The sequence below is a fragment of the Paraburkholderia sp. genome (assembly GCF_028283785.1).
In the GTDB taxonomy this organism is placed as follows: domain Bacteria; phylum Pseudomonadota; class Gammaproteobacteria; order Burkholderiales; family Burkholderiaceae; genus Paraburkholderia.
The window spans coordinates 1-24,666 of the sequence record NZ_JAPWKB010000006.1 but is presented as its reverse complement, the minus strand read 5'-3'; the positions used below and the strand labels follow the sequence as shown (position 1 = coordinate 24,666).

Here is a 24,666-nt window from a genome sequence, read left to right as displayed (position 1 = left end):
CCAGTCAAATCGCTTGTCATTGTCTGACCCGGCGAAGTATTGTTCACACGACACCGCGTTTCAAACGCGACGCGGCACCGGAAGCGGCCGCTGCAGTTCCCGAATCACGGCACGCCTTGACACCGACCGAACAGGACGACCATGAGCGAATCCGGACAGCAGGCCGACACGTCGCCGAACCACACGGACGCCGCGAGCGACCCGCTTGCACGCATCGAAATGTCACTGGTGCGCGACGACGTCCCGTTTCACATCCAGCGCCGTGTCGGCCTGATTCCCGCCACCGGCATGGGCACGATGCGCCGGGCGATCCTGTTCGCGATGGTGACGTGGCTGCCGCTCGCCGTCTGGGCGTTGCTCACCCATCGCGCCATGGACACCGCCGACGAACAGGCGCTGCTCGGACATTTCGCCGTGCATGTCCGCTGCCTGATCGCAATTCCGTTGCTGGTGGTCGCGGAAGCCGTTGCGCAACAAACCCTCCCCCGGTTTCTCCGCTATTTCGTCAGCGCCGGGCTCGTGCGTCCCGACGACATTCCCCGCTTCGCCTCCTTGATCGCGGGCGTCGCGAACCTGCGCGACAAGGTATTGCCGTGGGTTTTCATTTTCAGCGTCGCGATTGCGTGGGCGACTGCGGGCGCGATATGGCACGAACTCGGCGATACATCGCGGCTGCCCGATCCCGGCACATCCGACGACGCGATGACCTTCGGCGGATGGTGGCTGGTGCTGGTGGTGCGCCCGCTCTTCACCGCGCTGCTGCTCGGGTGGTTGTGGCGTGTCGTCGTCGCGTTCATCCTGTTCTACCGGATTGCGAAGTTTCCACTTTCGATCGTGCCCACGCATCCGGACCGGGCGGGCGGCCTGGGTTTCGTCGAGCGTATAACGTTCATGTTCAGCCCGGTCGCGCTCGCGGTTTCCGCGGTCGTCGCTGCGTCGTTCGCGCACGACATCGCGTATCACGGCGTCAGCATCAACGACATCAAGGGCGAGATGCTCGTGGTCGTCGTGCTGGTCTGCGTCGTTTTCCTTGCACCCTTTTTTCCGCTCGGCAAGCTGCTGGGACGCGTGAAGCGCGACGCATTGTTCGACTACGGAAGCCTCTGCGGGCGTCATGGACGCCTGGTTCACCGGCGCTGGATTCTCGGCGAGGAGATCGGCGACGAGGCACTGCTCGACGCGCCCGAGCTTGGACCCGTCGCCGACGTTCAGGCGGTCTATCAGGCAGTCCAGCAGATGAGGCGCAGCGTGATCGGCAAGCTGGGGATCGCAAGTATCGCGCTGCCCGCCGTCTTGCCGTTTCTGATCGTCGCAGCGATGCAGGTGCCGATCATCGGCATTCTCAAAACGGTGATGAAAGCGCTGGTTTGAGCATTGCGCGGGCCTGCCGGCCCCGACTCAGACTCAGGCCGACGCGAACAACGTGCTCACCCATTCGACGAACACGCTGACCTTCGTGCTGTAGCGCCGGCTTGGCGGATAGGCGACGTACACATCGAGCGGCGCGCGCCGCCACGCGGCGAGAACCGGCACGAGCTTTTTCTGCCGGATAGATGGACGCACCATGAAATCCAGCGTGTGCACGAGTCCCAGACCGCTGAGCGCCGTCGCGAGGTGCGCATTGCTTTCGCTGACGAGCACGTCGTTGCGCACGCGGTCGAGCGTGATCGTCTCGTCGCCCCGGCAAAACACGAGCGGATGCGTGAGCCCGGTGCTCGCGGAAAAATACCCGACCACAGGCATGTTCTTGTCGACGATCTCGTTCGGGTGCGCGGGCGTGCCGAACCTGTCCAGATACGCAGGCGTGGCGCAGGTGGTCCACGCGAGCGTGCCGATGCAACGTGCCACCAGCGCGGGATCGTCGGCCGAACTCCGGATCGCGCAGTCGATATTTTCCGCGATCAGATCGACGGTGCGGTCAGTCACGCTGAGCTGCAGCTGAATGTCCGGATAGCGCTCGCAGAACGCCGGCAACGCGGGAATGATGATGCCGCTCGCAGTCGATCCGCCGGTATCGATCCGCAACGCCCCGCGCGGATTGGTCTGGCCGCGCCCGATCGTGGCTTCGATATCGTCCAGTTCGCTAAGTAGATGGCGGGTGCGCTCATAGTACGCAGCGCCATCCGTCGTCACGCTGACCCGCCGCGTGCTGCGCTCCAGCAACTTCACGCCGAGATGGTCTTCCAGCGACTTCACCCACTTGCTCACGGTGGCATTCGGCATCTGCAGCGACAGCGCCGCCCGCCCGAAGCCACCTGTCTCGACGACGCGCGCAAAAATTCGGATGGCCTGCAAATGGTCCATGAGATGAGTTCGTTCCTGTTCCAGTTGGTCCCGATCGACGAACGGGTCGTCCATCGACATTATCCACAACGGCGGATAAAGAAACCACGAATACCATATTTATCTCTGAGGCGAATTTATCTACGCTTGTGGAACTGACACACCACCTTAAAGGACACAGCGATGACTTCCTCTCTCTACTCGAACATTCACGCCACCAAACACGCCGGCAAGCTTGCGCTGATCACCGGCGGCAGCACGGGGATCGGCCTTGCCACCGCCAAACGGCTTGCCCGCGAAGGCGCAACGGTGTTTATCACCGGACGGCGTCAGGCCGAACTGGACGCCGCGGTCGAGGAAATTGGACATGGCGCACGCGCGATCCGTAGCGATATTTCGTCGTCGGCCGATCTTCAGAATGTGATCGACACCGTGTCGGCGACCGACAGGAAGATCGACATTCTGTTCGCCAACGCGGGCGGCGGCGAGTTCGCGCCGCTCGGCAGCATCACGGAAGCGCAATTCGACAAGTACGTCGGTATCAATATGAAGGGCACGTTGTTCACGGTGCAAGCGGCGTTGCCCTTGATGGCCGCAGGCAGCGCGATCGTGATTACCGGCTCGATCACCGCGATTCAGGGCACGCCCGCATTCGGCGTCTACGCGGCGACCAAGGCGGCGCTGCGTTCGTTCACACGCACCTGGGCATCGGACCTCAAAGGCCGTGATATCCGCGTGAACGTGGTTGCGCCCGGCGTCGTGGTGACACCCGCGTACAAGTCGGAACTCAAGATGACCGACGAGCAGATCGACGCATACAGCAACGAAGTGTCGAAAACGACGCCGTTAGGACGCGTCGGCACGCCGGACGAAATCGCCAAAGCCGTGTCGTTCCTCGCGTCGGACGATGCCAGCTATATCACCGGCACCGAACTGTTCGTCGATGGTGGACTCGCGCAGGTTTGACGTGACGCGTGTGCAGCGCATGCGATGCGTGGACGGGATCGTTCCAGCAAACCCACCGACGTCTACGTGGTGGCGAGCTATCAACGGACCATCGGCAGCGACAGCGGAACCGCGCTGGACATGGCTTATACCGGCGGCGCCGACGACAGCGCGTCGAGCCAGCGGCAATTCGTCGGGCGGCCTGGATTGCGGCACAAGTTCTGACCGTCGCAGGGTCTGACCGTCGCGCCGGACATCACGCGCAACTTGAGGCGCGGCGCACGGTCAGCCATACTGATGACATCCGACTGGCACAACGGAGTCGTTCACGATGACCACGAACACGATCTGCGTCTGGTACGAACACGATGCCGAAGAAGCCGCGCGCTTCTACGCAAAGACCTTTCCGCAAAGCAGCATCGGCGCGGTGATTCCTGCGCCGGGCGACTATCCCGACGGCAAGACCGGCGACGCGCTGGTCGTCGAGTTTACGGTCGTCGGCATACCGTGTATCGGTCTGAACGGCGGTGCGCAGTTCAAGCACAGTGAAGCCTTTTCCTTCCAGATCGCCACCGCCGATCAGGAAGAAACCGACCGCTACTGGAACGCGATCGTCGGCAATGGCGGACAGGAAAGTCAGTGCGGCTGGTGCAAGGACAAATGGGGGATCAGCTGGCAGATTACCCCGCGCGTGCTGACCGATGCACTCGCCAAAGGCGGCGACGCCGCTAGACGCGCATTCGCGGCGATGATGCCAATGAGAAAGATCGACGTCGCCGCAATCGAAGCCGCTGTGCGCGGCTAGGCGACTCCGCTCAGACTTCGGCCTGTTCCCGATAGGCTGCGAACTTCGACGTCTTGCCGATACCGGGATTGAAGCAGTTGCACGGATCGAGCGTGCGGTAGAAATCCGCGAGTTGCGGCTTCGCATCGTAGAGATGCCCGACGTTGTGTTCGGCCGGATACTCCGCGCCGCGAACGTCGAGCAGTTCGAGCATCTCGTGTTCCAGCGCCATGCAGTCATTGCCCTTGATGACGATATAGTCCTGGTGAAACACGTGACACAAAAAATGCCCGTAATACAGCTTCAGCGAAATGGCGCTTTCGATCTTCTGCGGCAAGCGCTCGTACCAGTCGCGGTCGTTGCGGCGTAGCGCGATATCCAGCGCAACGATATCTTCGACATCGCGATGATGAACCGCGCGATACCTGACCGCCGCACTCGCCGCAGCAAAGCGGTGCAGAAACGCCTTGCGTCCCTCTTCGTCGGTGCATTCGAAATACGCGCCTTCCGCATCCGCAAAACGCGTCGATAAAAAAGCGCGCGCTTCGTCCACGCCCGCCGCCGGCACTTTCAGCATCAGATGATGCGCGTAGCGTTCACGATAGGCCGTCAGACGCGCGGGCAGATGCTCCGGCAAACGCTCGCTGAACCACTGCAGCATGCGATCGGTCAGATGCCTGGGCAAAAACCCCAAGCGATCGAACAACGCATCGCAGCGTGTCTTCAGATTGAAAAACGCGGGAAGTCGGCCCGTGCCGAACCGGTCGATGATGACGAACAGATCTTTGCCGTACTTCTGCGCGACATCGAATGCGTCGCGATGAATGTATTCGCCGGCAATCGGCAAGTGCGTGAAGTTGGCCAGCGCGTGACGGCGGATACCGGTCAGCACGTCCGTATCGTTCGTGCCGATATAGAACACTTTCGCGCCCTGCTCCGCCGCGAAAGTGTCGAGGCGCACCGCGAACACCATCAGCTTGCCGGCTGAGCCGGACGCTTCGAACAGGCGTCGCGGATCGGCGTTGTAGCGCGCGGGCGTCTGCGCATCGACGTCGCGAACGTGGCTCGCATAGTCGTGATCCGACGCCGCCGCGCCGCCGCGAACATCCGCGTCGGTGAACGTACCGTTTTCGATGTGCGACAGAATCTCTTCGGGCGTGCTGCCGAGTTCGATACCCAGATGATTCACCAGGCGCAGTTTGCCCGACGCATCGACGGCCGCAAAGACCGCCATTTCCGTATACGCGGGCCCGCGATGCACGAGCGAGCCGCCCGAGTTGTTACTGATACCGCCCAGCACCGACGCGCCGATACACGACGAGCCGATCACCGAATGCGGTTCGCGGCCGAGCGGCTTTAGCGTGCGTTCGAGTTGATCGAGCGTGGTCCCGCCGATGCACACCACCTGACGTCCACCGTCGAGCAGATGGACGCGCCGGATACGCGTCGTGCTGACGATCACGATATCGCGGTCGTAGTCGTCGCCATCGGGTGTCGATCCGCCGGTCAGTCCGGTATTGGATGCCTGCGTGATGACGATCGCGCGCGCGGCCACGCATGCGGCCAGCGCATGCCATTGTTCGAGCAGTGTGCCGGGACGCACGACGGCCAGCACGCGACCTGATCCGAACCGGTAGCCGGTGCGATAGCGACGCGTTTGCGCGTCGCCGGTAAGGACGTTGCGGGCACCGACGATGTCGCCGAGCGACGCGACCAGCGTGTGGCCTGCGTCACCGGGCGGCAGGGTGGAATGGGCAGTATCGGACATGACAGCCTTGAACGCGTGTGAACAGAAGACAGCGTCAGGCGCGACGCTGCCCCGATGCCGGCAACGAAGGCGACGCCGAAGCCGACGACGCGCGCTGCGTCAGTGCCAGAACCGCCCCCACGCACAATGCGGCCGCGACGACGATCAGGCCTGCGTTGGTGCTGTGCGTCACGTCCTTCATCCAGCCGATGATCGACGGGCTGACGAAACCGGCGAGATTGCCGATCGAGTTGATCATCGCGATGCCCGCAGCGGCGGCCGTGCCGGTCAGCACGCTGCTCGGATAGGTCCAGAACACCGGCATCATCGACAGCACGCCTGCCGTGCCGACCGACAGCGTAATCATCACGAGCAGCAGATTGCCCGTGTAGAACGTGCTCGCGTAGAGCCCTGCGGCCGCGGCGACGCTCGCCATCGCGAGATGCCACCGGCGTTCGTTGCGACGGTCGGAACTGCGAGCGACCAGGATCATCGACACGATCGCGACCGCATAAGGAATTGCCGTCAGCAAACCGATGTCGAGTGCGTTCTTCACGCCGGTCGTCTTGATCAGCGTGGGCAGATAGAAGCTCACGCCGTAGAGGCCCATCATGCAGCAGAAGTAGATTGCCGCGAGACGCCACACCCGGCCGTTCGACACGATGCTTTTCAGCGATGCCTCCGCACCCGCATGTTCGTCGCGCGCGATGTTGTCTTCGAGCAGGCGCTTTTGCTGCTCGTCGAGCCAGGAGGCGGCGCGAATGCCGTTCGGCAGCACGAACAGCGTGACGATACCGAGCACCGCCGACGGAACCGCTTCGAGCAGAAACAGCCATTGCCAGTTCGACAGTCCGTGCACGCCGTTGAACGCCTGCATGATCCAGCCCGACAGCGGACCGCCGAGCACGCCCGCGATCGGAATACCGATCATGAACAGCGCGTTAATCCGGCCACGGCGCGTCGACGGATACCAGTACGTCAGATACAGCACGATGCCTGGAAAGAAGCCCGCTTCCGCGACGCCGAGCAGAAAGCGCATCGTGTAAAACGCGGCGGGCGTCGTGACGAACAGCGATGCCGCCGACACGAGCGCCCACGTCACCATGATGCGGCTGATCCACACGCGCGCACCCACGCGATGCAGCAGGATATTGCTCGGCACTTCGAACACGAAATAACCGATAAAGAAAATCCCCGCACCGAGCCCATACACCGACTCGCTGAACTTCAGATCGCTGAGCATTTGCAGCTTCGCGAAACCCACGTTGACGCGATCCAGATACGCCGCGACATAGCAGATAAACAGAAACGGCAGCAGACGCCAGGTCACCTTCGCGTAGATCGCGGTTTCGAACTGGGTCGTGGCTGTGGGAGCGTGGGTCGCGGGCCGGTTGGCCGCACCTGTCGGGTTGTGCTGCTTCATCGCGGGTCTCCTGATTCGTCTGCGGCTTCTCGCCGCAGTTGCGTTTTGCTAGCCCGCATTGTTCCGCGCCAGTACGCGGCTGTCGAGACGCCGTGGCACTGGTCATACCAGTTCTTGTTGCCGTGCCGGCCGCGATTTTTCGCGAGAGTCAATCGTGGCGCGGTCGCGCGCGTGCCCGAACGAACCGGTCCGGCGTCGCCGTGTGCGTCATTCCCAACCTTCGAGACGCAGGGTTGCGCGCACCAGACGCTGCTCTTCCGCCTCGATTTCCCGCATGCCGGCGCACGCGGTGGCGAGATGCGCGCTCGCCACCTTGCGCGCCTGCTCGGGCTGTTTGCCGATCACGGCCTTGTACAGACGCGCATGCTGCTGGTCGATCACGCGCTTCTGTTCGGCGCGGTGATACAGGTTGTTGACGGACGCCAGCACCGAACTCAAAAGCAGGTCGGTGAGCGAACTCAGTGTGTGCACCAGCACGGGATTATGCGAAGCCTCGCAGATCGCGAGATGGAACGCGTAGTCGAGCCGCGCGCGAGTCGATGCGCTGGCGTCGGTTGTGTTCGCGGCGATCATTTCGTCGTAGCGCCGCGTAATTAGCGCGAAATCCGCCTGCGTGCCACGCAACGCCGCCAGACGCGCCGATTCGGCCTCCAGCAGCTCGCGCACTTCGAACAGGTCGTACAGGGTTCTGGGTTGCGAGCCGAGCAGATGCATCATCGGCGTGAGTGCGGGTTGCGCAGTCAGACCGGCGACGAACGAGCCGCGACCGTGCGCGGTTTCGATAATGCCGCGCGCCCGCAGCAGCTTCAGCCCTTCCCGCAGCGCGGAGCGCGACACGCCCAGCTTGACCGTGAGGCGTCGCTCGGACGGCAGTGCCTGCCCCGCCCTCAATACGCCATCGACGATCAAGCGTTCGATACGTCGCGCCACCACATCGGCGATCTGCTGCGCGCCTTCCGGATTGTCTTCCTGCATCGTCTTCCTCACTGGTCCGACCACTTTGCCATCCAGTCTTCCATTCGAGGATGCTAGCACTCCGGCACCGGCGCGCGCCGTTTGCAGATGGCGCTACCTTAGCAATGCCACGTGCTGCAACAGCAGGATGGTCTTGCCGTCGACGATCTCGCCGCGACGGATCGCGTCGAGCGCGTCGGCAAGCGACCACTCGATCACTTCGATATCCTCGCCCTCCGCCGCGACACCACCGCCGTGACCGACCCGTATCGACGGGTCGTATTCGGCGATAAAGAAATGGAGCTTCTCCGTGACCGAACCCGGACTCATAAAGGCTTCGAAGACCTTCGTGACGTCCTGGACGCGATAGCCGGTTTCCTCCTCGACCTCGGCGCGAATGCGTTCTTCCGGCGACGCATTGTCGAGCAGCCCCGCAGCCGCCTCGATCAGCATGCCGTCGTGTCCGTTGACGAATGCGGGCAAACGGAACTGACGCGTCAGCACGACCGTTTGCCGCGCACGATTGAACAGCAGCACAGTGGCGCCGTTACCGCGGTCGTAAGTCTCACGGCTTTGGCGTTGCCACACGCCATCGGAGCGCAAAAAGTCGAACGTGGTCTTTTTCAGCACGTACCAGTCATCGGACAGAACCTGCGTCTCGACGATCCGTACCCGCTCTTTCGTTGCCGTCATTGCCTGTACTCCGTGGTGTTGGGAATACGTTCATGGTATCGTGCATATTCGTGTAACATCAAGAAGAAACGTGCAAACCATGCTGACGACCCAACGCAAACGAACCATCCTCGACTGGCTGACGCGGGACGGCGAGGTTCAGGCCACCGCGCTCGCGGACGCGTTCGGCGTATCCGAAGATACGATCCGGCGCGACCTGCGCGAACTGGCGGCGGAAGGTTTGCTGCAACGGGTTCATGGCGGCGCACTGCCCGCATCGCAGGCGGTCGCGCCGTTTGCCGAGCGGCGTGTGCTGGAGACAGCCGGCAAGCGTGCAATCGGTAAAGCTGCGGCGGCGATGATCGCGCCCGGACAGATCGTGATGATCGATGGCGGAACGACGTCGGCGGAACTGGTGCGGCATATTCCGCATTCGCTGTCGGCTACGGTCGTCACGCACAGTCCGAGCGTGGCGGTGGCCCTGGTCGATCACCCGTCGATCGACGTAATCGTGATCGGCGGCAAGCTGTACAAGCACTCCATCGTGACCGTCGGCGCGGCCGCCATCGAGGCGTTGTCGCATATCAACGCCGACCTGTATTTCATGGGCGTCACGGGCGTGCACGCAACGGCCGGACTCAGCACAGGCGATCTCGAAGAGGCTTACGTCAAGCGAGCACTGGCGGCACGATCGGCTGAAACGGTCGTGCTTGCCACGAACGAGAAACTGAACGCGGCGTCCGCGTATGCGATCGGCGACGTGACGCTGGCGCAGACGGTAATCGTCGAGCGATCGGCCGATGCGGCGTTGACGGATGGAATTGCGAAACGCGGGGTGGAGATCGTGCGGGCGTGAGCGGTGTGAAAGGCCGCGTTGTGAAAGGCCGCGTTGTCGGCCTAAGCGACCTCATGCTTCACTCTCGTAAAGCAAACCATAGCGCGCACCCGTTCGCCTGATTCGCGCAAAACCAGGCTCCCCAAAATGCATCCCTGCGATCACCAGTCCCTCTGAACTGACCATATCCAGAAGCCGTGATCGGGTCGTGGCCGCCCGCGACGGGTCCTGGTCGAATGCGATCGATACGTCCGGCCGTTCAATCTGGATGTGCGGAAAATGAACGACATCGCCCCAAACCAGCACGCTCCGCTCGCGTGATTCGAACAGAAATCCTGTGTGTCCGTCTGTGTGTCCCGGTAACGGCATCGCCTTGATACCGGGGAGCACGTCTTCTTGATCGAAGGTGCGCAGCGTGTCGCGGTAGCCGTCGAACACGCGCCGCGCAATCACGAAGTTACCGCGCGCACGATCGCTTGCACGACTGAGATTTCCGTCGTCCTGCCAGAATGCGACCTCTCGCTGATGAACGACAAGCTCCGCATTCGGAAAGACACGCTGTCCACTCGGGTCCATCGCGTCCATCGCGTCCATTAACCCTCCGACGTGGTCAGGATGGGCGTGGGTAAGCAGGACCGTGTCGATGTCGGACGGTTCGACGCCAGCAAGCGACAAGTTGGCGCTCAGGCGGCCACCCCATTGCCTGATGCCGCCAGCTCCACTGTCGATGAGTATGGTGCGCCCCGCTCCGCGCACCACGTAGCAGTTGATATGCACGGCGGACGGCTCCTTCTGCCCTGCGTCGCGTTGCATTCTGCAGGCGTCGGATGCATCGATATTGGACAGGAAGTCGAGGCTGGCGGTGAGGTAGCCATCGCTGATTGCGGTGATCGTGAAATCGCCGGCTTGCTGACTCGGAAACGTGAAGGTAGACACAACGCTTCTCCAGAAGACACCCTAATTGCGGGCGTGAATGTTCGACGCGGCATGTCCAAAACACCGGATGCGCGCGGTGAGACCCGTGCGGCATCCAATGGCATCGCCCAGCGCGTCGATGAACCGGTTCATGACCGGAGCCGTCCGATGCGTATCAAGCCGATACTGGACTTCCGCGAAAACGGGATGTCCGTGGCCATGCCGTGCTTCAACGTAAATGACATGAACGTTGTCGAGTGACGCCTCAAGGACACGCGTACACAGCTCGACGCAGTCGCGGGAAAGCTCGGCGAGCCGCTCATCCGACGGCATGTGCCCCGCGGAAATATAGAAAGTGAGGTTGGGCATCGCCGAGCTATTTTTCCTGCCCGTTCGAGACGGAGCGGGAACGTGTCAGTTGCGCCGTCATCGGCGCATAGATATGCATACTTTCAGACAGACGCTCGACACGATGAGCACTTCGCCGTGACATGACTGCGAGCCAACGGTGCTCCGGAAACTTCTCTAGCGCGATTGCTTGCATGCTCAACGGTGTGACGCCCATCTCGATCAGCGCGTCGGGGCCGCTTGCGCTTAGTACCAGGCATTCGTCGGCATTGACCGCTGGCGCAAGGCCGATATCGCTGTAGAGGTTCCGGTGCCAGTCGGTGATGTGTTGCTGCCACCTTGCGAAATTGCCGCCGCCTTTCTCGCGATATTCGTCTCCCGTCAAAACATCGAAACCGTCGATCGTGTGGACGGCCAGATAGACGGGGCAACCGTCGCTTATCGCCTTGAAGCGCTGCGACGTGTGAAAGCCCGTCACCGAGATAAGGGCTGGCAGCTTTTCAAGGCTGTAGAAGTCGTTCCATTCGGCTTCGCTGTCGGGATCGGCGAAGCTGCATTCCACGGTGTAGATCATCGGATTATCCTTCGTGACGGCTGGGCTTACCGCAGCGAACGAACCCTGTTCGGTGCAGTAACGTAATGCTAATCTGATGTTTTCCGCGTGTATAACGATATAAAGTCAGCCTTCAGTGACATTTACTCAAGCTGGCGTTGAACGCATAGCTACCGGCGAGACTTCATGCGACGTAAGATCCCAAGCAATTCCGCGCTATTGGCTTTCGAGGCCGCAGCCCGCCACGGCAGCTTCGCCCGCGCGGCCGAGGAACTGGCGTTGACCGAAGGCGCCGTCAGTCGTCAGATCGGACGCCTGGAGGTGTTTTTGGGTGTCGCGCTATTCGAGCGCGTCGGCAATCGGGTGAGGCTCGCGCCCAGCGGCACGCGATACGCGGTGCAGGTTCGCGAGACGCTGGATAGACTGGAACGGGACAGCCTCTATCTGATGGGACAGCCCATCGAGGGCGCGAGCATCGATATCGCCGCCATTCCGACCTTCGCCACACGTTGGCTTATCCCTCGCCTGAAACGCTTTCAACATCTGCATCCGAACGTTACCGTCCATATCGCCGAGCGCATGGAGCCGTTCATTCTTGCCAGTAGCGGTTTCGATGCAGCAATCCATTTCGAGCATCCCGCGTGGGCGGGTATGCATCGACATCCACTGCTGGAAGAGGTGCTGGTACCCGTCTGTAGTCCGGCGCTCCTCGCGGATGCCGGCGCGAGCCGCTCGCTAGACGCGCTACCGCGCCTTCACAGGCGGCAAAATCCGGACGCATGGCAGCTTTACGCACAAGAGACCGGCATCGTGCTGACCAATTCGGCGGTGGGCGCACGTTACGATCTCCATTCGATGCTGATCGAGGCGGCAATAGCGGGCCTGGGTGTCGCGTTGGTGCCGCGTCTTTATATCGGCCGCGAGCTTGAACAAGGCCGTCTGGTTGCGCCCTGGCCGGACGGCAAAGCGATTACCAAAAACTTCTGCCTCGTGCTTCCTGAGCCGATCGAATTGAGTGAAGCGCCCGTACAGGCTTTTGCGAAATGGATCGTTCATGAAGCGCGGACGACGACGCTATCCTGAGATTTTTCACACCATGTGATTGGCCCAATACTCACCGTGGAAAAGCACTATGCGAGATTTACCCCCCACCGCCACATTGCGCGCGTTTGAAGTTGCGACGCGACACACGACATTTACTTCCGCGTCGGAAGAACTGCACGTCACCCAAAGCGCAGTCAGCCATCAGTTGAAGAGCCTCGAAGCGCTCTGGGGATTGCAGCTATTTCAGCGGGGCAAATCACTCAGCCTGACGCCTGCCGGCGCGGCGCTCGCACCGATCGTGCGTGAGTTCTTCATGAATCTGGATGCAACGCTATCCGACCTGCGAGAGCAAAATGGCCGGACCCGACTCCGGGTCAGCACGACCTACTCGTTTGCACTGAAATGGTTGCTTCCCAAGCTGCCGAGCTTGTCCCGGCAGCATCCGGAAATTCTGGTCACGCTCGATACAACCGACAAAGCCATCCATTTTTCTAACAACGAGCCAGACGTCGCCATCCGTTTAGGCACCGGAAATTATCCCGCGCTGCATTCGGAATTCATGTTCAGGGAACAGATATTTCCGGTTGCCAGTCCTGAGCTTTTGAATCGCTTTGGTGCGCCGCACGAACCTTCTGAATTACTGCGTTACCCGCTGCTGACACGGGACGGCGCGGATCTCGTGCCGAAATGGGAGTTCTGGTTTCAACAGGTCGGTGTCGCCATTTCCTCGCTCAACGAGAGCGTGAGGTTCGCTGACACCAACATGACTATCGAGGCGGCTCTGCTGGGTCAAGGAATTGCGTTGGCTCGAAGCGGACATGTCGAAGCCGAACTCAAAGATGGCCGTCTCATCAGGCTGTTCGACGTGCAGTTTCCGTCTCCGGTCGCCTACTACTTTGTCTGTCCAAAGGGAATCGAATCGCAGCCGCACATCATCAGCTTTCGTAACTGGCTGCTGACGGAATCGAGCAACGCCCAACAAGCGTATCGATAGCCCATGAGGATTTACTCATCCGGAGATGAGCAGACTTCGCTTAACTAAAAGCACGGAGTTGCTTAGTATGACGCATGCCTATTTCTATCATTTTGCTAGTGCTTGCAGCCGCTGTGCTGCACGCAAGCTGGAACGCGCTGCTGCGCGGCGGGACCGACAGACTGTGGTCGATGACGGTCATGTGCGTCGCGGTCGCGATCACCAGCATCGTCATCGCCGTGTTCCTCGATCCTCCCGCCAAAGCCAGCTGGATGTACGCGGTGCTTTCAGCCGGGCTGCATGTTGGCTATAACCTGTTTCTTGTCAGGAGCTATCGGTCGGGAGACCTCGGCGAAACCTATCCGATTGCGCGTGGCTCCTCTCCAATCCTGATCACCTTCGCGGCGTCGGTTTTTGCGGGAGAGAAAATAGGGCTGAGCTCTCTGCTCGGCATTGCACTGGTGTCGGGTGGCATTATTGCCCTCGCTTTCAAAGGGCGTCGGCTTGCGGTGGCAAGCCTGCCGTATGCGCTGGGAACCGGGTGCTTTATTGCCGCTTATAGCGTCGCCGACGGCGTCGGCGTGCGGCTGTCCAATGCACCGCTGGCCTATACAGTGTGGATGTGCGCGTTGTGGGGCGTCATGATGCCTTTGGCATATATCGGCCTGCGCGACGCGAGCAGCCTGTTTACTTTCCGACCGGGTTTCGTCACGGCGTTCGTCGGTGGACTCGTTTCGTTGCTGGCTTACGGCATCGTCATCTTCGCAATGTGCCATGCGCCGATGGGCGCGGTATCGGCACTACGCGAAACCAGCGTGCTGTTTGCGGTATTGATCGGTTATCTGTTCCTTGGCGAAACCCTCACTATGCAAAAGATGCTAGCGGGCGCAGTGATCGCTATCGGCACGATCATTATCGGCTGAGCGCCCTGTGGGCGCGCCGGGTTGATCGATCGTGCGAAGCTGTATCGAATGACGAGCGCTGGCACGATGCGCGTGGCTGTCGTGCCAGCAAGTGACAATCAGGAAAGGACGATAACGATGGCTGAAAATCCAACCGTTGCCCTCATCGGCCCGGGCGCAATCGGTACGACCGTGGCCGCAGCACTGCATGAAGTCGGGCGCACGCCGACCATTTGCGGCCGCACGGCGCACGAGCGTCTGGAACTGCGCTTCGACGGCGGTCGTGTCGTGCTGCCCGGCCCCGTACAGACCGATCCGGCCCAGATCAAGAACACGTACGATCTGGTTTTCGTCGCAGTCAAATCGACGCAAATCGACGCGATTGCACCCTGGCTTTCTGCTTTGTGTAGTGCGAGCACGGTTGTCTGCGTGCTGCAAAACGGCGTCGAGCAGAAAGCGCACTTCGCGCCGTACCTGCCCGGCAGTCCCGTGTTGCCGTCGGTTGTGTGGTTTCCCGCTCAACGCGAACCCGACGCGTCGGTGTGGCTGCGCGCCAAACCGCGTCTCACGTTGCCCGACACACCGGAAACCAGCCTGGTGCTTTCGGTTCTGCATGGCACGCGATGTACGGTCGACGTCGCAGCGGATTTCACCTCCGTCGCGTGGCGCAAACTCCTCCAGAACGCCGTCGCGGGTTTGATGGTTCTGGCAGGTCGCCGTGCCGGGATGTTCTCTCGCGACGACGTTGCCACGCTGTCGCTCGCCTATCTTCGGGAATGTCTCGCAGTGGCGCGTGCGGAAGGCGCGACGCTGGGCGACGACGTCCCGCAAGAGATCATCGACGGATTGCGTCGTGCCCCGCCCGACTTGGGCACGTCGATTCTCGCCGACCGGCAAGCGGGCCGCCCGCTCGAATGGGACCTCCGCAACGGCGTGGTGCAGCGCTGCGGTCGCTCTCACGGCCTGGCTACGCCGATTAGCGATCTGGTCGTGCCGCTTTTAGCCGCTGCCAGCGACGGACCAGGCTAGCACGGATCACTTTTCACGTCCGAAAGCCCTATACTGCCCCGGACTGTCCGCGATGTGCCGGACAGTCGCATGCTTCGAGGGCTGAGCCATCGGCTTGCCCGTCTTCTTCGCGACGCGGGCGAGCGGCAATTCGAGGACCGCGTCTGACCTCTATTGGCTGTCTGGACAAACCATGCTGACAATCGACGACATCCGCGCGTTTCCACTGTTTGCGTCACTTCCGGACGACGACCTGGCGCACCTCGCGCACTCGTCCGCAGACCTCCATCTGTGCGCAGGCGAGTTCGCCGTTCATGAAGGTGGAGAACGCGCGTTGTATGCCGTTCTGACCGGCAAGATGGAAGTCATCAAGACATTCGACGGCGTCGAGCGCACGCTGGGCTGGCGTCTGCCTGGCACCATTTTCGGCGAAGTCCCGCTCGCGCTAAGCTCACCGTTTCCGGGCGCGTATCGGGCGTCCGAGCCGTCGCGTGTGATGCGGGTGGACGCTCAACACTACTATCAGCTGGCCGCCGCATCGCCGGACATTGCGTTCAAGATGGGCACGCTCGCGCGTGAGCGTATCGGCGGTTTGCAAGGGCTTTCCGCCGAGCCGCCCAAGCCGCGCGTGACCATGATCGGCAGTCGCTGGGACGACGCGTGTACTGCGCTACGGCAGTTTCTCGCCCGTAACCAGATCAGCTATGACTGGATGACGCCAGATGCGCCCGAACTCCCGGCGCGCTGGCCCGGTGCGAGTCCGCCTGAGCAGGATTGCCCGGCATTGCGGCTCGCGGACGGTACCGTGCTGAGCCGCCCCGCGACACGCGAACTCGCCGGCTTGCTCGGTCTGCAGACTCAGCCGCGCCTCGAAGAGTACGACACGATGATCATCGGCGGCGGACCGGCCGGTCTTGCCGCCGCCGTGTACGGTGCGTCGGAAGGCTTGCGTACTGTCGTGCTGGAGCGCGAAGCGCCAGGCGGACAGGCCGGAACCTCTTCGCGTATCGAGAACTACCTCGGCTTCCCCAACGGCGTCTCCGGCGATGAACTCGCGAGCCGTGCACTGCAGCAGGCGAGGCGGCTCGGCGCGGAGATTCTGGTGACACGGTCGGTGGACCGGATCGACGTCGAAGGACGAAGCATCCACCTCGACGGCGGCGGCATCATCCGGACACGAACGATCATTCTCGCGACGGGCGTCACGTGGCGCCGCCTGTCGATCGACGGCTTCGACCGGTTTATCGGCAAAGGCATCTACTACGGCGCGTCACGCAGCGAAGCGAGCGGTACGCATGGACTCGACGTTTTTCTGATTGGCGGGGGAAATTCGGCCGGCCAGGCCGCTCTGTACTTCGCGAATCATGCGCGCAGGGTCACGCTTGTCCTGCGCGGCGACTCGCTTGAGAAAAGCATGTCGCGCTATCTCGTCGAGCAGCTTCGCGGCAAGTCGAACGTCGCGTTGCAACTGCGCTCGGAAGTCACCGGCGCATACGGCGACACCCATCTGACCGCAATCGACGTGCGCGACGACATCAGTGGAGAAGTGCAGCGGCACGACTGCGGCGCACTGTTCGTGTTCATTGGCGCCGACGCGGAGACCGCGTGGTTACCGCCTGAAATCGCCCGCGATGCACGCGGCTACGTGCTCACCGGCGACGACGTCGTGAAGGCCGGACGCTGGTCCCATAGCCGCGATCCTTACCTTCTCGAATCGAGTGTTCCTGGCGTGTTTGCGTGCGGGGACGTGCGATTGAGCCCGGTCAAACGCGTCGCTTCCGCTGTCGGTGAGGGCAGCATGGCGATCGCGTTCGCGCACAAATATCTTCAGCAGGACGCCCGATAACGCCGCGCGACACGGCGTGCGATCGAATCAGAACGAATGCGAAATCCCGACCCGCGCGACCATCTGGTGCGAGTTCGACGACACGTCCGCCGATCCGGTGATGTAGGCGGTATCGAACACCGTGCCCGTCGTGCCACCGGATAGTTTCTGGTAGACGAACTGCGTGTACAACGCGGTTCGTTTCGACAACAGGTATTCGGCCATCAGACCGGCCTGATTCCAGTGCAACGAAGCGCGTCCACCGTTTTGATCCAGATGTGCGCGCGTGTACGTATACATGCCGCCAACGAAAAAGTCCGGCGCGATGTCGTACTTCACATTCAGTTCGAAGTTGTCGAATTTCAGCGCGGCATCGCTTAAGCCCAGCTCACCCAGATACGCGGACGAGGTGGGCCGTTCGATATTCACGCGCGTGTAGACCGCACCGAAGGTCGCCGCGCCGATTCCATAGCTTGCCGCGAGCCCGTACGTCTTCTGGTTTGCTGCGACGAAGCCCGCATCGCCGGACGCGATCGCGCCGCCCGAATTGCTGCCCGGCGCGGACAGGTTCTCATAGACCGCGCCCACCGACAGCGTCGAATATGTGTACTTCAGTCCGGCGCTGAAAACACGGTTCTGCGCGAAGCCGCCCGCCTGATTGCTGAAGCCATAGAGTGCCGTGCCCGACACGCCTGCGTAGTCGTTGCTCGTGAACTTGACCGCGTTGCTCGCGTGAAAGGTCGCGTCCGTGTTGTCGTTATCGAATGGATGCGAGAACAACCATCCGCCCCAATTGCCGTTTGCCGTCATCAGACCGATCACATCGGTGATCGAATCGAACTGGCGTCCGAACGTCAACGTCCCCAGCGTATCCGATTGCAGTCCGACGTAGGACTGGTAGCCGAACAGTCGTCCGTCGTATGCCGCCTTGCCGCTTTCAATATTGAAGCCGCTTTCGAGGTCGAAGATGGCATGCAGCCCTCCGCCGAGGTCTTCGGTGCCTTTCAGTCCCCAGCGACTCGTCACGAGATCGACACTCGTAAGCTGGTAGGCCTTCTTGCCGCCCGCATTGCTGGTGAAGTTCAAGCCTTCGTCCAGCAGGCCAAACAGCGTCACGCTACTTTGCGCATACGCACCGGCCGACGCGAACAACAGGGCCACTGCAACGCCAATCTTCATATTCATGTTGCTTCTCCAGGTTTTGAATTACCGCAAGCGAATCAAGGTGGATTTCAGCTCCGTGTATTTCTCGAGCGCGTGCAGCGACTTGTCGCGGCCATTGCCGGACTGCTTGTAGCCGCCGAATGGAAAGTTCATGTCGCCGCCTTCGTCGTAGCAATTGACCCAGACGGTGCCCGCTCGCAGCGCGCGCGAGACCTCGTGCGCGGTCGTCAGGTTCGACGTCCACACCGCTGCGGCCAGCCCGTATTCGCTGTCGTTGGCGATGCGGATCGCTTCATCGATGGTGTCGAACGTGATCACGGACAGCACCGGGCCGAAGATCTCTTCGCGCGCAATGCGCGCCTGTGCGTCGGGAACATCGAAGATGGTCGGCTCGATATAAAAGCCGCCCGATTCGCGCTTCACGCGTGCACCGCCGGTCAGTAATCTCGCTTCGTCGCGACCGGCGTCGATATAGCCGAGCACGCGTTCCATCTGCGCCTGATCGACGATCGCACCCATCGACGTTGTCGGGTCGAGCGGATTGCCTGGGGAGTATTTGCGCGCGGCGACGAGCAGTTTGTCGAGAAACGCATCCTTGATGTCGCGATGCACGAGCAGACGCGAACCGGCGGTGCACATCTCGCCCATGTTGTAGAAGATCGCGCTTGCGGCGGCCTGCGCCGCGCGGCCCAGATCGGCACAATCGGCCAGCACGATATTCGGCGATTTACCGCCGAGTTCCAGCCACACGCGCTTCAGGTTCGACTGACCCGCGTACTGCATGATTTGCTTGCCGACGTTGGTCGAGCCGGTAAAGGCCAGACAGTCCACATCGTGATGCAATGCGAGCAGCTTGCCCGCCTCGCCTGCGCCTGGCAGCACGTTGAACACGCCCGCTGGAATACCCGATTCGAGCGCGAGTTGCGCGATGCGTATTGCCGTCAGCGGCGACTTCTCCGACGGCTTCAGCACGACGCTGTTGCCTGCCGCGAGCGCCGGGGCAAACTTCCATGCCGCCATCAGTAGCGGGAAATTCCACGGCACGACTGCCGCGACGATACCAATTGCTTCACGCGTGACGAGTCCCACCAGATGATGATCTGCCGCAGCGACTTCCCCTCCGGCCTTGTCGATCGCTTCGGCAAACCATTCGACGCAATACGCGGCGCCGGGCACATCCACGGTCGTCGTATCGGCAATCGGCTTGCCCGCGTCGAGTGTTTCGAGCAACGCGAGTTCGTCCTGATGCGCACGCATCAGCGCGCCCCAGCGCAGCATTACCGCTTTGCGTTGACGTGGATTCAAGCCGCGCCATACGCCCCGATCGAATGCGCGGCGCGCGCAGGCCACTGCCGCGTTCACATCGGCTTCGCCGCATTCGGCGATTTGCGCGAGCGACGCGCCGTCGATCGGGCTGATGCAATCGAAACGTTTTCCGCTTGCCGCGTCACGATATGCACCGTCGATAAATGCGCGGCCTTCGATGCGCAAGGTCGCGCGTCGTTGCAGCCAGTCGTTCAGGTCTTTGCTTTTCGCTTCCATGATGTCCATGCCCAGAACGGGCCCAGCAGTTCCGTGTTGAATCGCAGCAAGACGCGCAGTTCCATCGCGTCAGGCGCCCGTGACGAGTGACGCGGCATCGAGCGCCGCGCTGCCCAGCCGTTCGTCTTTCAGACGTCGCCGTTCGCGGCACGCATCGCCGAACGCGCGGAAAATCGCCGTAGACAGCGGGTTATCCGCGTGCCGCCATTCCGGGTGCCATTGCAGGCCGAGCGCGAAGCTGCGGCCGCCCTTCACACTGATCGCTTCGATCAGGCCATCGGGCGCGCGTGCTTCGATCTGCAAGCCGTCACCGAGACGGTCGATGCCTTGCCCATGCAACGAATTCACCATCGCTTCGAGCACACCGCTGCATCGATGCAGCACGCCATCGCGCTCGATACGCAATGCATGCGCGGGCGCGTATTGAACGTCGATCGGATCCACCTTGTTTTCGCGATGATCCGCATAGCCTTCGACGTCGTGCACCGCCTGATGCAGCGTTCCGCCGAACACCACGTTCATCTCCTGGAATCCGCGGCAGATCGCGAGCATCGGCACGCCCCGTTCGATCGCGGCGCGCATCAGCGGCAAGGTCGTCGCATCGCGATACGGGTCGTGCAGCGTGCCGGGCGCGCTCGCAGCGCCGCCGTATCGATGCGGCTCGACATTCGAATAGCTGCCCGTGAACAGCAGGCCATCCACACACTGAAAGATCGCGTCCGCCGATTGACGGTCGCCAAGCGCAGGCACGACAACGGCAAGCGCATGCGCGCCGTCCACGACCGGATCGAGATACTTCTCACCCACTGCATGCGACGCGTGAAGCCCGATCTTCATCCGGTCCGCGCTGACGCCTACGACGATTTGTGTTCGCATCGCTGACTATTCATCCGTATTCAATGTCGAGAAGACGACGGCATCGTGCGCGCCGCCTTCGTTAAAAGACGCTAGAGATCGAGCGTGATCGTGGGTGTCAATGCGCGCGATACGCAGACCATCATCACGTCGCCGCGCTGACGTTCACCTTCGGTCAGCAGCATGTCGCGATGATCCGGCACGCCGTCGATCACCCGCGTCTCGCACATTCCGCAGATACCCTGTTCGCACGACGACGGCACGCAATGCCCCGCTTCGCGCAGCGCCGTCATCACCGACACATCGGCGGCGACGTCCACCGCGCCGCCACTGCGCGCGAGCATCACGCGGAATGCACCCGCTTGCTGCGCCGTCTTCGGCGAGGCTGCGCTGAATCGTTCGATATGCAGGCTGTCGGTGAGATCGTTTGCAGCGAACCGTTCGGTCAGCGCATCGAGCAATGCGGCCGGGCCGCAGCTATAGACCTGCGCGCCCGCTTTGGCGCGCGTCACCACGTCGTCCAGATCGATGAGACCGGTCTCGTCCGCGGGCATGATCCGCACGTTGTCGCCACCGATGCGTTCCAGTTCCGGAATAAACGCCATCGATGCCCGCGAACGTCCGCCGTAGATCAGCGTCCACGTTGCGTTCGCGCGCTGCGCGGTGCGGATCATCGGCAGAATCGGCGTAATGCCGATGCCGCCCGCAACGAATACGAACGAGTCCGCGGGTTGCAGTTCGAACGCATTGCGCGGCCCACGAATCGTCACGCTCTGACCGAGACGCAGACCGCCATGCACTTCACGCGAACCGCCTCGCCCGTTCGATTCGAGCAGCACGGCAATCCGCAGGCGCAGCGTGTCGTCGATATCGCCGCACAACGAGTACTGGCGCGTCAAACCCGACGGCAAGACCAGGTCGATATGCGCGCCGGCGTGCCAGCGCGGCAACGCCGAACGATCCGGCGCCTGCAACTCCAGCGAGATCACCCCCGCGGCTTCGAGCCGCATTCCCGTGATCTGCACGTCGCGTTCCGCACCGCCGGCGCTCATACGACCGCCACTACGTCGACCGGAAACGCGGGCGCAGTGGTCTTCGCGCGCTCCATGAATTCCCGGAACGCGCGACGATAGTTCAGCGTGAACAGATCGGCAGGCACCGAATGCTCGATATACGTACCGTCCCAGTCGATTTCGCGCGGCTGGATGCCTGCGGCGATGGGCATGTCTTCGCGGTACACCAGTTCTTCGATGCGCAGACATTCTTCGAGATCGGCGCCGCGATAACTGCGTTCGTTCGCAACGCCCCAGAAAATGCGGACGTGGTCGTAAGCAACCGGCGACGGAAAGCCCACGACAATCCGCTTGCCGAGCTTCTCGTAGTTGTAGGTGATCGAAGCGAGACCCGGCGCGGCGCAGTGATAGAACATCATGCAATCGCCGTCGTTGGCCCAGTCGCCGTCACCGGCATCGAGCGGGCGCTCCATCCACACGTCCAGCCCTTCGCGACGCACGCTCAGCGGCTCGACGATATGCTTCGTCGGGCCCATCGAGACTTCGTGCACGAACGGAAAATGCGCGACGTCGCGGAAGTTTTCGATTGCGACAGCTACCCCGGTCGGCGATTCAAGCGGCGTCGCGGCCAGCCAGTCGAGTTCGAGATCGCGCCATTGCGCCGGGTCGTACATTCCGTTCACCGGCGTTTCGAGCGCGGTCCACACATGCGCAAAGCGCTCGATCACCGGATACGTGCGGATTTTGGCTTGCGGCGGAATCTTGCATTGATCCTCCAGCGAAGGAACATGCGAGCATTTGCCGTTTTCCGCCGAGAACTGCCAGCCGTGATACGGACACGCGATGTTCTCGCCGTGCACCTTGCCGAGTGAGAAATCCGCGCCGCGATGCGGACAGCGCGCATCCTGCACGACCGCCTTGCCGGATTCGGTGCGATAGACGACGAGCCGCTGGCCGAGCAGCGTCGCGCTTTGCGGCGTGTCCAGATCGATCGAGCGCGCGACCGGAAACCACTGGCGACGCATCGCCTGTTCAGCCAGATTACGAAGAGGAAGTTGCGTGGACATAGATACCTCGAATGCTTGTGTGTTGTTCGATGCGGTCTGCGTAAAAGCCGTCAGATGCCGACGACCAGTGCGCCGCCGTTGACCGGAATCGACTGACCGGCGATAAACGCGGCTTCGTCGGACGCGAGAAAGCCCACCGTGCTCGCGATCTCTTCCGGATGCGCGAGACGTCCCAGCGGAATCGCCTTCTGCTCGCCCGCGATGTACGCGTCGGGCACCATCCGCGTGAGAATCGCGCCCGGCGTCACTGCGTTGACGAGAATGCCTTCGCTAACGAACTCCTTCGCCATCGTTTTCATCAGGCCCAGTTGCGCGGCTTTGCCGACCATGTAGCCGTAGGAATGCCCGTCGGGCACCTGCCCCCACTGCGAATTGATAAAGATGACGCGCGGCGCGCGGCTCTTGCGCAGATACGGCAATGCAGCGCGTGTGAGAAACAGCGGCGCATGCACGTTAATCGACAGCAGACGGTCGAAATCGGCGTCGTCGGTGGCTTCGAGGCCGGTCAGCGAATACATCATTCCCGCGTTATGCACGACGATGTCCAGACCGCCGAGGCATTCGGCGACGTCGTGAATCACGCGCTCCGCAAGCGGGCGCTGCGTGATATCGGCCGCGAACGCGATCGCGCGTCCGCCTGACCGCTCGATCTCGGCGGCGGTTTCCTGTGCGACGGCGTCGTCGAGATCGACGATCGCCACAGCCGCGCCACGCGCCGCGAGCAGGCGCGCATGGGCACGACCCGCGCCGCGTGCGCCGCCCGTCACGAGCGCGACGCGCCCGCTCAAACGTCGCGCATCCGGCGACAGGTCGAGCACCGTTTCCGGTGCGCGGCATGCAGCGTTGCGAGGGATTGTTTGGGTCATGACTAAACTCCAGTAGTACCTGATACGGGTGCAGCGAATTGCGGATTCAGCGTGGATTCGGCGCGATGTCAACGCGAAATCAGGCAGCGACCTTATGCGGCTCGGTGACGTAGAACATGTTGCCGTCCGGGTCGAACATCGGCCGATAGCGGTAATGCGTGCCGTTCGGGTGCTGCCATTCGATCGGTTCTTCCGTGACCCATTGCACCTTGCCGTCGAGGAACGCCATCGCGTCGTCGAGGTTCTCGACTTCGAACGCGAACGAGTCGAAACCCGGCTTGTCCTTCAGGTTCACGGCGGTACGACGTTCGACGGGGGTGGCATCTTCCGTACGGAAAATGTAGAGCGTGACGTTGCCCATTTCGATCGCCGCCCAGTGCTCGTCCGCCTGATACGGCAGGAAGAAGCCGAGGCCAAGCGTGCCGTGATAGAAATCGACCAGACGCTGGACGTTCGGCGTCAGGATGTCCATGTTGTCGACGCGTTTGAGCTTGAGCATTGTTTGAGTCCTTTAACGATGTAGTTGAGTAATCCGCGCGAGTTATGCGGCGGCGGCCATAAGCTGCGAATGGAGATGCGCGCACGGACCGCCGCGCAACGCGTCGAGCGTGCCGTGCGCCACGTCGATCACAATGGTTGCAAGCGTCGCGTACTGGCCGCTTTCGGGCTGCGTGCGGTCCGGGTGGCAACACACGGCGGCGGTCGTGCCGAGGTGAGAGTTCATCGCGCCAAGCACGTGAGCGGCGCTGAGATCCGCGCGATTCGACAGCCGCCGCGTCAGCAGGTCGTAGCGCACCAGCGTGTCCGGGTACTGGCGCGGCTCGGTATCGCCGTCGCGCGCGGGAGACGACACGAAGTGATTGGTGTGAACGAGCAGACCGTCCGCATTCGGAAACACGAGACCCGGGCCGCCCGGATGCAGTTCGACGGACACCGCCGTGCTGCTGT

25 protein-coding genes and 1 pseudogene are annotated in these 24,666 nt (G+C 62.1%); 10 read left to right on the top strand and 16 right to left on the bottom strand.

Features of this window, described 5'->3' with window-relative positions; all coding sequences use genetic code 11:
• The first annotated feature begins 141 nt into the window (after positions 1–141).
• A complete protein-coding gene (locus tag PW947_RS07935) occupies positions 142–1,371 on the top strand; it encodes a hypothetical protein (protein ID WP_299630669.1) in 1,230 nt (409 codons plus the stop codon).
• A gap of 33 nt (positions 1,372–1,404) precedes the next feature.
• Here PW947_RS07935 and PW947_RS07930 read toward each other — a convergent pair whose 3' ends face one another.
• Positions 1,405–2,304 (bottom strand): LysR family transcriptional regulator, encoded by a 900-nt coding sequence (locus tag PW947_RS07930; protein WP_299630668.1) that lies wholly within the window; start codon positions 2,302–2,304, stop codon positions 1,405–1,407.
• A gap of 162 nt (positions 2,305–2,466) precedes the next feature.
• On the opposite strand from PW947_RS07930, the gene PW947_RS07925 reads away from it, so the two are divergent.
• The 3 genes from PW947_RS07925 to PW947_RS07915 all read left to right on the top strand — a co-directional run bounded on the left by PW947_RS07925 (position 2,467) and on the right by PW947_RS07915 (position 4,033).
• A complete protein-coding gene (locus tag PW947_RS07925; protein ID WP_299630666.1) occupies positions 2,467–3,249 on the top strand; it encodes an SDR family oxidoreductase in 783 nt (260 codons plus the stop codon).
• Positions 3,250–3,273: 24 nt separating this feature from the next.
• The gene (locus PW947_RS07920; protein ID WP_299630664.1) at positions 3,274–3,453 is read left to right on the top strand and encodes a hypothetical protein; all 180 of its coding nucleotides are present in this window, start codon (positions 3,274–3,276) and stop codon (positions 3,451–3,453) included.
• Positions 3,454–3,559: 106 nt separating this feature from the next.
• A complete protein-coding gene (locus tag PW947_RS07915) occupies positions 3,560–4,033 on the top strand; it encodes a VOC family protein (RefSeq protein ID WP_299630662.1) in 474 nt (157 codons plus the stop codon).
• Between the two features lie 10 nt (positions 4,034–4,043).
• On the opposite strand, the gene dld is transcribed toward PW947_RS07915, so the two are convergent.
• The 4 genes from dld to PW947_RS07895 form a co-directional block, all read right to left on the bottom strand.
• Positions 4,044–5,780, bottom strand: a complete 1,737-nt coding sequence (dld, locus tag PW947_RS07910) for a D-lactate dehydrogenase (RefSeq protein WP_299630660.1) — start codon at positions 5,778–5,780, stop codon at positions 4,044–4,046.
• 34 nt (positions 5,781–5,814) lie between these two features.
• Positions 5,815–7,182 (bottom strand): MFS transporter, encoded by a 1,368-nt coding sequence (locus PW947_RS07905; protein WP_299630659.1) that lies wholly within the window; start codon positions 7,180–7,182, stop codon positions 5,815–5,817.
• 207 nt (positions 7,183–7,389) lie between these two features.
• Positions 7,390–8,157: a transcriptional regulator GlcC gene (gene glcC, locus PW947_RS07900; protein ID WP_299630658.1), complete on the bottom strand. Its 768-nt coding sequence runs from the start codon at positions 8,155–8,157 to the stop codon at positions 7,390–7,392.
• Positions 8,158–8,250: 93 nt separating this feature from the next.
• The gene (locus PW947_RS07895; RefSeq protein WP_299630656.1) at positions 8,251–8,829 is read right to left on the bottom strand and encodes an NUDIX domain-containing protein; all 579 of its coding nucleotides are present in this window, start codon (positions 8,827–8,829) and stop codon (positions 8,251–8,253) included.
• 79 nt (positions 8,830–8,908) lie between these two features.
• On the opposite strand from PW947_RS07895, the gene PW947_RS07890 reads away from it, so the two are divergent.
• Complete coding sequence (locus PW947_RS07890) at positions 8,909–9,664, top strand: DeoR/GlpR family DNA-binding transcription regulator (RefSeq protein WP_299630654.1); 756 nt, start codon at positions 8,909–8,911, stop codon at positions 9,662–9,664.
• Between the two features lie 51 nt (positions 9,665–9,715).
• Here the strand turns inward: PW947_RS07890 and PW947_RS07885 are convergent, their stop codons facing one another.
• Genes PW947_RS07885 through PW947_RS07875 form a run of 3 tightly spaced genes read right to left on the bottom strand, consistent with a single transcriptional unit; the run spans position 9,716 to position 11,480 of the window.
• The gene (locus tag PW947_RS07885; protein ID WP_299630652.1) at positions 9,716–10,579 is read right to left on the bottom strand and encodes an MBL fold metallo-hydrolase; all 864 of its coding nucleotides are present in this window, start codon (positions 10,577–10,579) and stop codon (positions 9,716–9,718) included.
• A 21-nt stretch (positions 10,580–10,600) separates the two neighbouring features.
• On the bottom strand, positions 10,601–10,927 hold the full coding sequence (locus tag PW947_RS07880) for a hypothetical protein (RefSeq protein ID WP_299630651.1): 327 nt from the start codon (positions 10,925–10,927) through the stop codon (positions 10,601–10,603).
• A gap of 7 nt (positions 10,928–10,934) precedes the next feature.
• Positions 10,935–11,480 (bottom strand): sugar ABC transporter, encoded by a 546-nt coding sequence (locus tag PW947_RS07875; RefSeq protein ID WP_299630649.1) that lies wholly within the window; start codon positions 11,478–11,480, stop codon positions 10,935–10,937.
• 165 nt (positions 11,481–11,645) lie between these two features.
• Here PW947_RS07875 and PW947_RS07870 point away from each other — a divergent pair, with 165 nt between their 5' ends.
• From PW947_RS07870 to PW947_RS07850, 5 genes are all read left to right on the top strand, one after another.
• Positions 11,646–12,542, top strand: coding sequence for a LysR substrate-binding domain-containing protein (locus PW947_RS07870; protein WP_299630648.1), 897 nt, complete (start codon positions 11,646–11,648; stop codon positions 12,540–12,542).
• Between the two features lie 49 nt (positions 12,543–12,591).
• Positions 12,592–13,497 carry a transcriptional regulator GcvA gene (gene gcvA / locus PW947_RS07865; protein WP_299630647.1) on the top strand — a complete coding sequence of 302 codons (906 nt, stop codon included), beginning with the start codon at positions 12,592–12,594 and terminating at the stop codon, positions 13,495–13,497.
• Between the two features lie 74 nt (positions 13,498–13,571).
• Positions 13,572–14,399 (top strand): DMT family transporter, encoded by an 828-nt coding sequence (locus PW947_RS07860; protein ID WP_299630646.1) that lies wholly within the window; start codon positions 13,572–13,574, stop codon positions 14,397–14,399.
• Positions 14,400–14,510: 111 nt separating this feature from the next.
• On the top strand, positions 14,511–15,407 hold the full coding sequence (locus tag PW947_RS07855; RefSeq protein ID WP_299630916.1) for an oxidoreductase: 897 nt from the start codon (positions 14,511–14,513) through the stop codon (positions 15,405–15,407).
• A gap of 172 nt (positions 15,408–15,579) precedes the next feature.
• Positions 15,580–17,232 carry a cyclic nucleotide-binding domain-containing thioredoxin-disulfide reductase gene (locus PW947_RS07850; protein ID WP_299630644.1) on the top strand — a complete coding sequence of 551 codons (1,653 nt, stop codon included), beginning with the start codon at positions 15,580–15,582 and terminating at the stop codon, positions 17,230–17,232.
• A gap of 27 nt (positions 17,233–17,259) precedes the next feature.
• Here PW947_RS07850 and PW947_RS07845 read toward each other — a convergent pair whose 3' ends face one another.
• The 8 genes and pseudogenes from PW947_RS07845 to PW947_RS07810 form a co-directional block, all read right to left on the bottom strand.
• A complete protein-coding gene (locus PW947_RS07845) occupies positions 17,260–18,396 on the bottom strand; it encodes a porin (RefSeq protein ID WP_299630643.1) in 1,137 nt (378 codons plus the stop codon).
• A gap of 21 nt (positions 18,397–18,417) precedes the next feature.
• Entirely contained in the window at positions 18,418–19,917 is a 1,500-nt protein-coding gene (locus PW947_RS07840; protein WP_299630641.1) for an aldehyde dehydrogenase, read from the bottom strand.
• 69 nt (positions 19,918–19,986) lie between these two features.
• A complete protein-coding gene (locus PW947_RS07835; RefSeq protein ID WP_299630640.1) occupies positions 19,987–20,793 on the bottom strand; it encodes a gamma-glutamyl-gamma-aminobutyrate hydrolase family protein in 807 nt (268 codons plus the stop codon).
• A 71-nt stretch (positions 20,794–20,864) separates the two neighbouring features.
• The gene (locus PW947_RS07830; RefSeq protein WP_299630638.1) at positions 20,865–21,824 is read right to left on the bottom strand and encodes a PDR/VanB family oxidoreductase; all 960 of its coding nucleotides are present in this window, start codon (positions 21,822–21,824) and stop codon (positions 20,865–20,867) included.
• Positions 21,821–22,852 (bottom strand): aromatic ring-hydroxylating dioxygenase subunit alpha, encoded by a 1,032-nt coding sequence (locus tag PW947_RS07825; RefSeq protein WP_299630637.1) that lies wholly within the window; start codon positions 22,850–22,852, stop codon positions 21,821–21,823. The genes PW947_RS07830 and PW947_RS07825 overlap by 4 nt, the downstream gene beginning before the upstream one ends.
• Before the next feature lie 50 nt (positions 22,853–22,902).
• On the bottom strand, positions 22,903–23,718 hold the full coding sequence (locus PW947_RS07820; protein ID WP_299630635.1) for an SDR family NAD(P)-dependent oxidoreductase: 816 nt from the start codon (positions 23,716–23,718) through the stop codon (positions 22,903–22,905).
• A gap of 79 nt (positions 23,719–23,797) precedes the next feature.
• On the bottom strand, positions 23,798–24,217 hold the full coding sequence (locus PW947_RS07815; protein ID WP_299630633.1) for a VOC family protein: 420 nt from the start codon (positions 24,215–24,217) through the stop codon (positions 23,798–23,800).
• A 42-nt stretch (positions 24,218–24,259) separates the two neighbouring features.
• Positions 24,260–24,666: pseudogene (locus PW947_RS07810) on the bottom strand (hypothetical protein); the annotation flags it as partial.

Coding starts and splice junctions, on each gene's coding strand:
- PW947_RS07820 (WP_299630635.1), bottom strand. CDS start 23,718: ATGACCCAAACAATCCCTCGCAACGCTGCATGCCGCGCACCGGAAACG.
- PW947_RS07890 (WP_299630654.1), top strand. CDS start 8,909: ATGCTGACGACCCAACGCAAACGAACCATCCTCGACTGGCTGACGCGG.
- dld (WP_299630660.1), bottom strand. CDS start 5,780: ATGTCCGATACTGCCCATTCCACCCTGCCGCCCGGTGACGCAGGCCAC.
- PW947_RS07870 (WP_299630648.1), top strand. CDS start 11,646: ATGCGACGTAAGATCCCAAGCAATTCCGCGCTATTGGCTTTCGAGGCC.
- PW947_RS07895 (WP_299630656.1), bottom strand. CDS start 8,829: ATGACGGCAACGAAAGAGCGGGTACGGATCGTCGAGACGCAGGTTCTG.
- PW947_RS07930 (WP_299630668.1), bottom strand. CDS start 2,304: ATGGACCATTTGCAGGCCATCCGAATTTTTGCGCGCGTCGTCGAGACA.
- gcvA (WP_299630647.1), top strand. CDS start 12,592: ATGCGAGATTTACCCCCCACCGCCACATTGCGCGCGTTTGAAGTTGCG.
- PW947_RS07860 (WP_299630646.1), top strand. CDS start 13,572: ATGCCTATTTCTATCATTTTGCTAGTGCTTGCAGCCGCTGTGCTGCAC.
- PW947_RS07830 (WP_299630638.1), bottom strand. CDS start 21,824: ATGAGCGCCGGCGGTGCGGAACGCGACGTGCAGATCACGGGAATGCGG.
- PW947_RS07845 (WP_299630643.1), bottom strand. CDS start 18,396: ATGAATATGAAGATTGGCGTTGCAGTGGCCCTGTTGTTCGCGTCGGCC.
- PW947_RS07835 (WP_299630640.1), bottom strand. CDS start 20,793: ATGCGAACACAAATCGTCGTAGGCGTCAGCGCGGACCGGATGAAGATC.
- PW947_RS07920 (WP_299630664.1), top strand. CDS start 3,274: ATGCGTGGACGGGATCGTTCCAGCAAACCCACCGACGTCTACGTGGTG.
- PW947_RS07880 (WP_299630651.1), bottom strand. CDS start 10,927: ATGCCCAACCTCACTTTCTATATTTCCGCGGGGCACATGCCGTCGGAT.
- PW947_RS07925 (WP_299630666.1), top strand. CDS start 2,467: ATGACTTCCTCTCTCTACTCGAACATTCACGCCACCAAACACGCCGGC.
- glcC (WP_299630658.1), bottom strand. CDS start 8,157: ATGCAGGAAGACAATCCGGAAGGCGCGCAGCAGATCGCCGATGTGGTG.
- PW947_RS07935 (WP_299630669.1), top strand. CDS start 142: ATGAGCGAATCCGGACAGCAGGCCGACACGTCGCCGAACCACACGGAC.
- PW947_RS07825 (WP_299630637.1), bottom strand. CDS start 22,852: ATGTCCACGCAACTTCCTCTTCGTAATCTGGCTGAACAGGCGATGCGT.
- PW947_RS07815 (WP_299630633.1), bottom strand. CDS start 24,217: ATGCTCAAGCTCAAACGCGTCGACAACATGGACATCCTGACGCCGAAC.
- PW947_RS07850 (WP_299630644.1), top strand. CDS start 15,580: ATGCTGACAATCGACGACATCCGCGCGTTTCCACTGTTTGCGTCACTT.
- PW947_RS07915 (WP_299630662.1), top strand. CDS start 3,560: ATGACCACGAACACGATCTGCGTCTGGTACGAACACGATGCCGAAGAA.
- PW947_RS07875 (WP_299630649.1), bottom strand. CDS start 11,480: ATGATCTACACCGTGGAATGCAGCTTCGCCGATCCCGACAGCGAAGCC.
- PW947_RS07905 (WP_299630659.1), bottom strand. CDS start 7,182: ATGAAGCAGCACAACCCGACAGGTGCGGCCAACCGGCCCGCGACCCAC.
- PW947_RS07840 (WP_299630641.1), bottom strand. CDS start 19,917: ATGGAAGCGAAAAGCAAAGACCTGAACGACTGGCTGCAACGACGCGCG.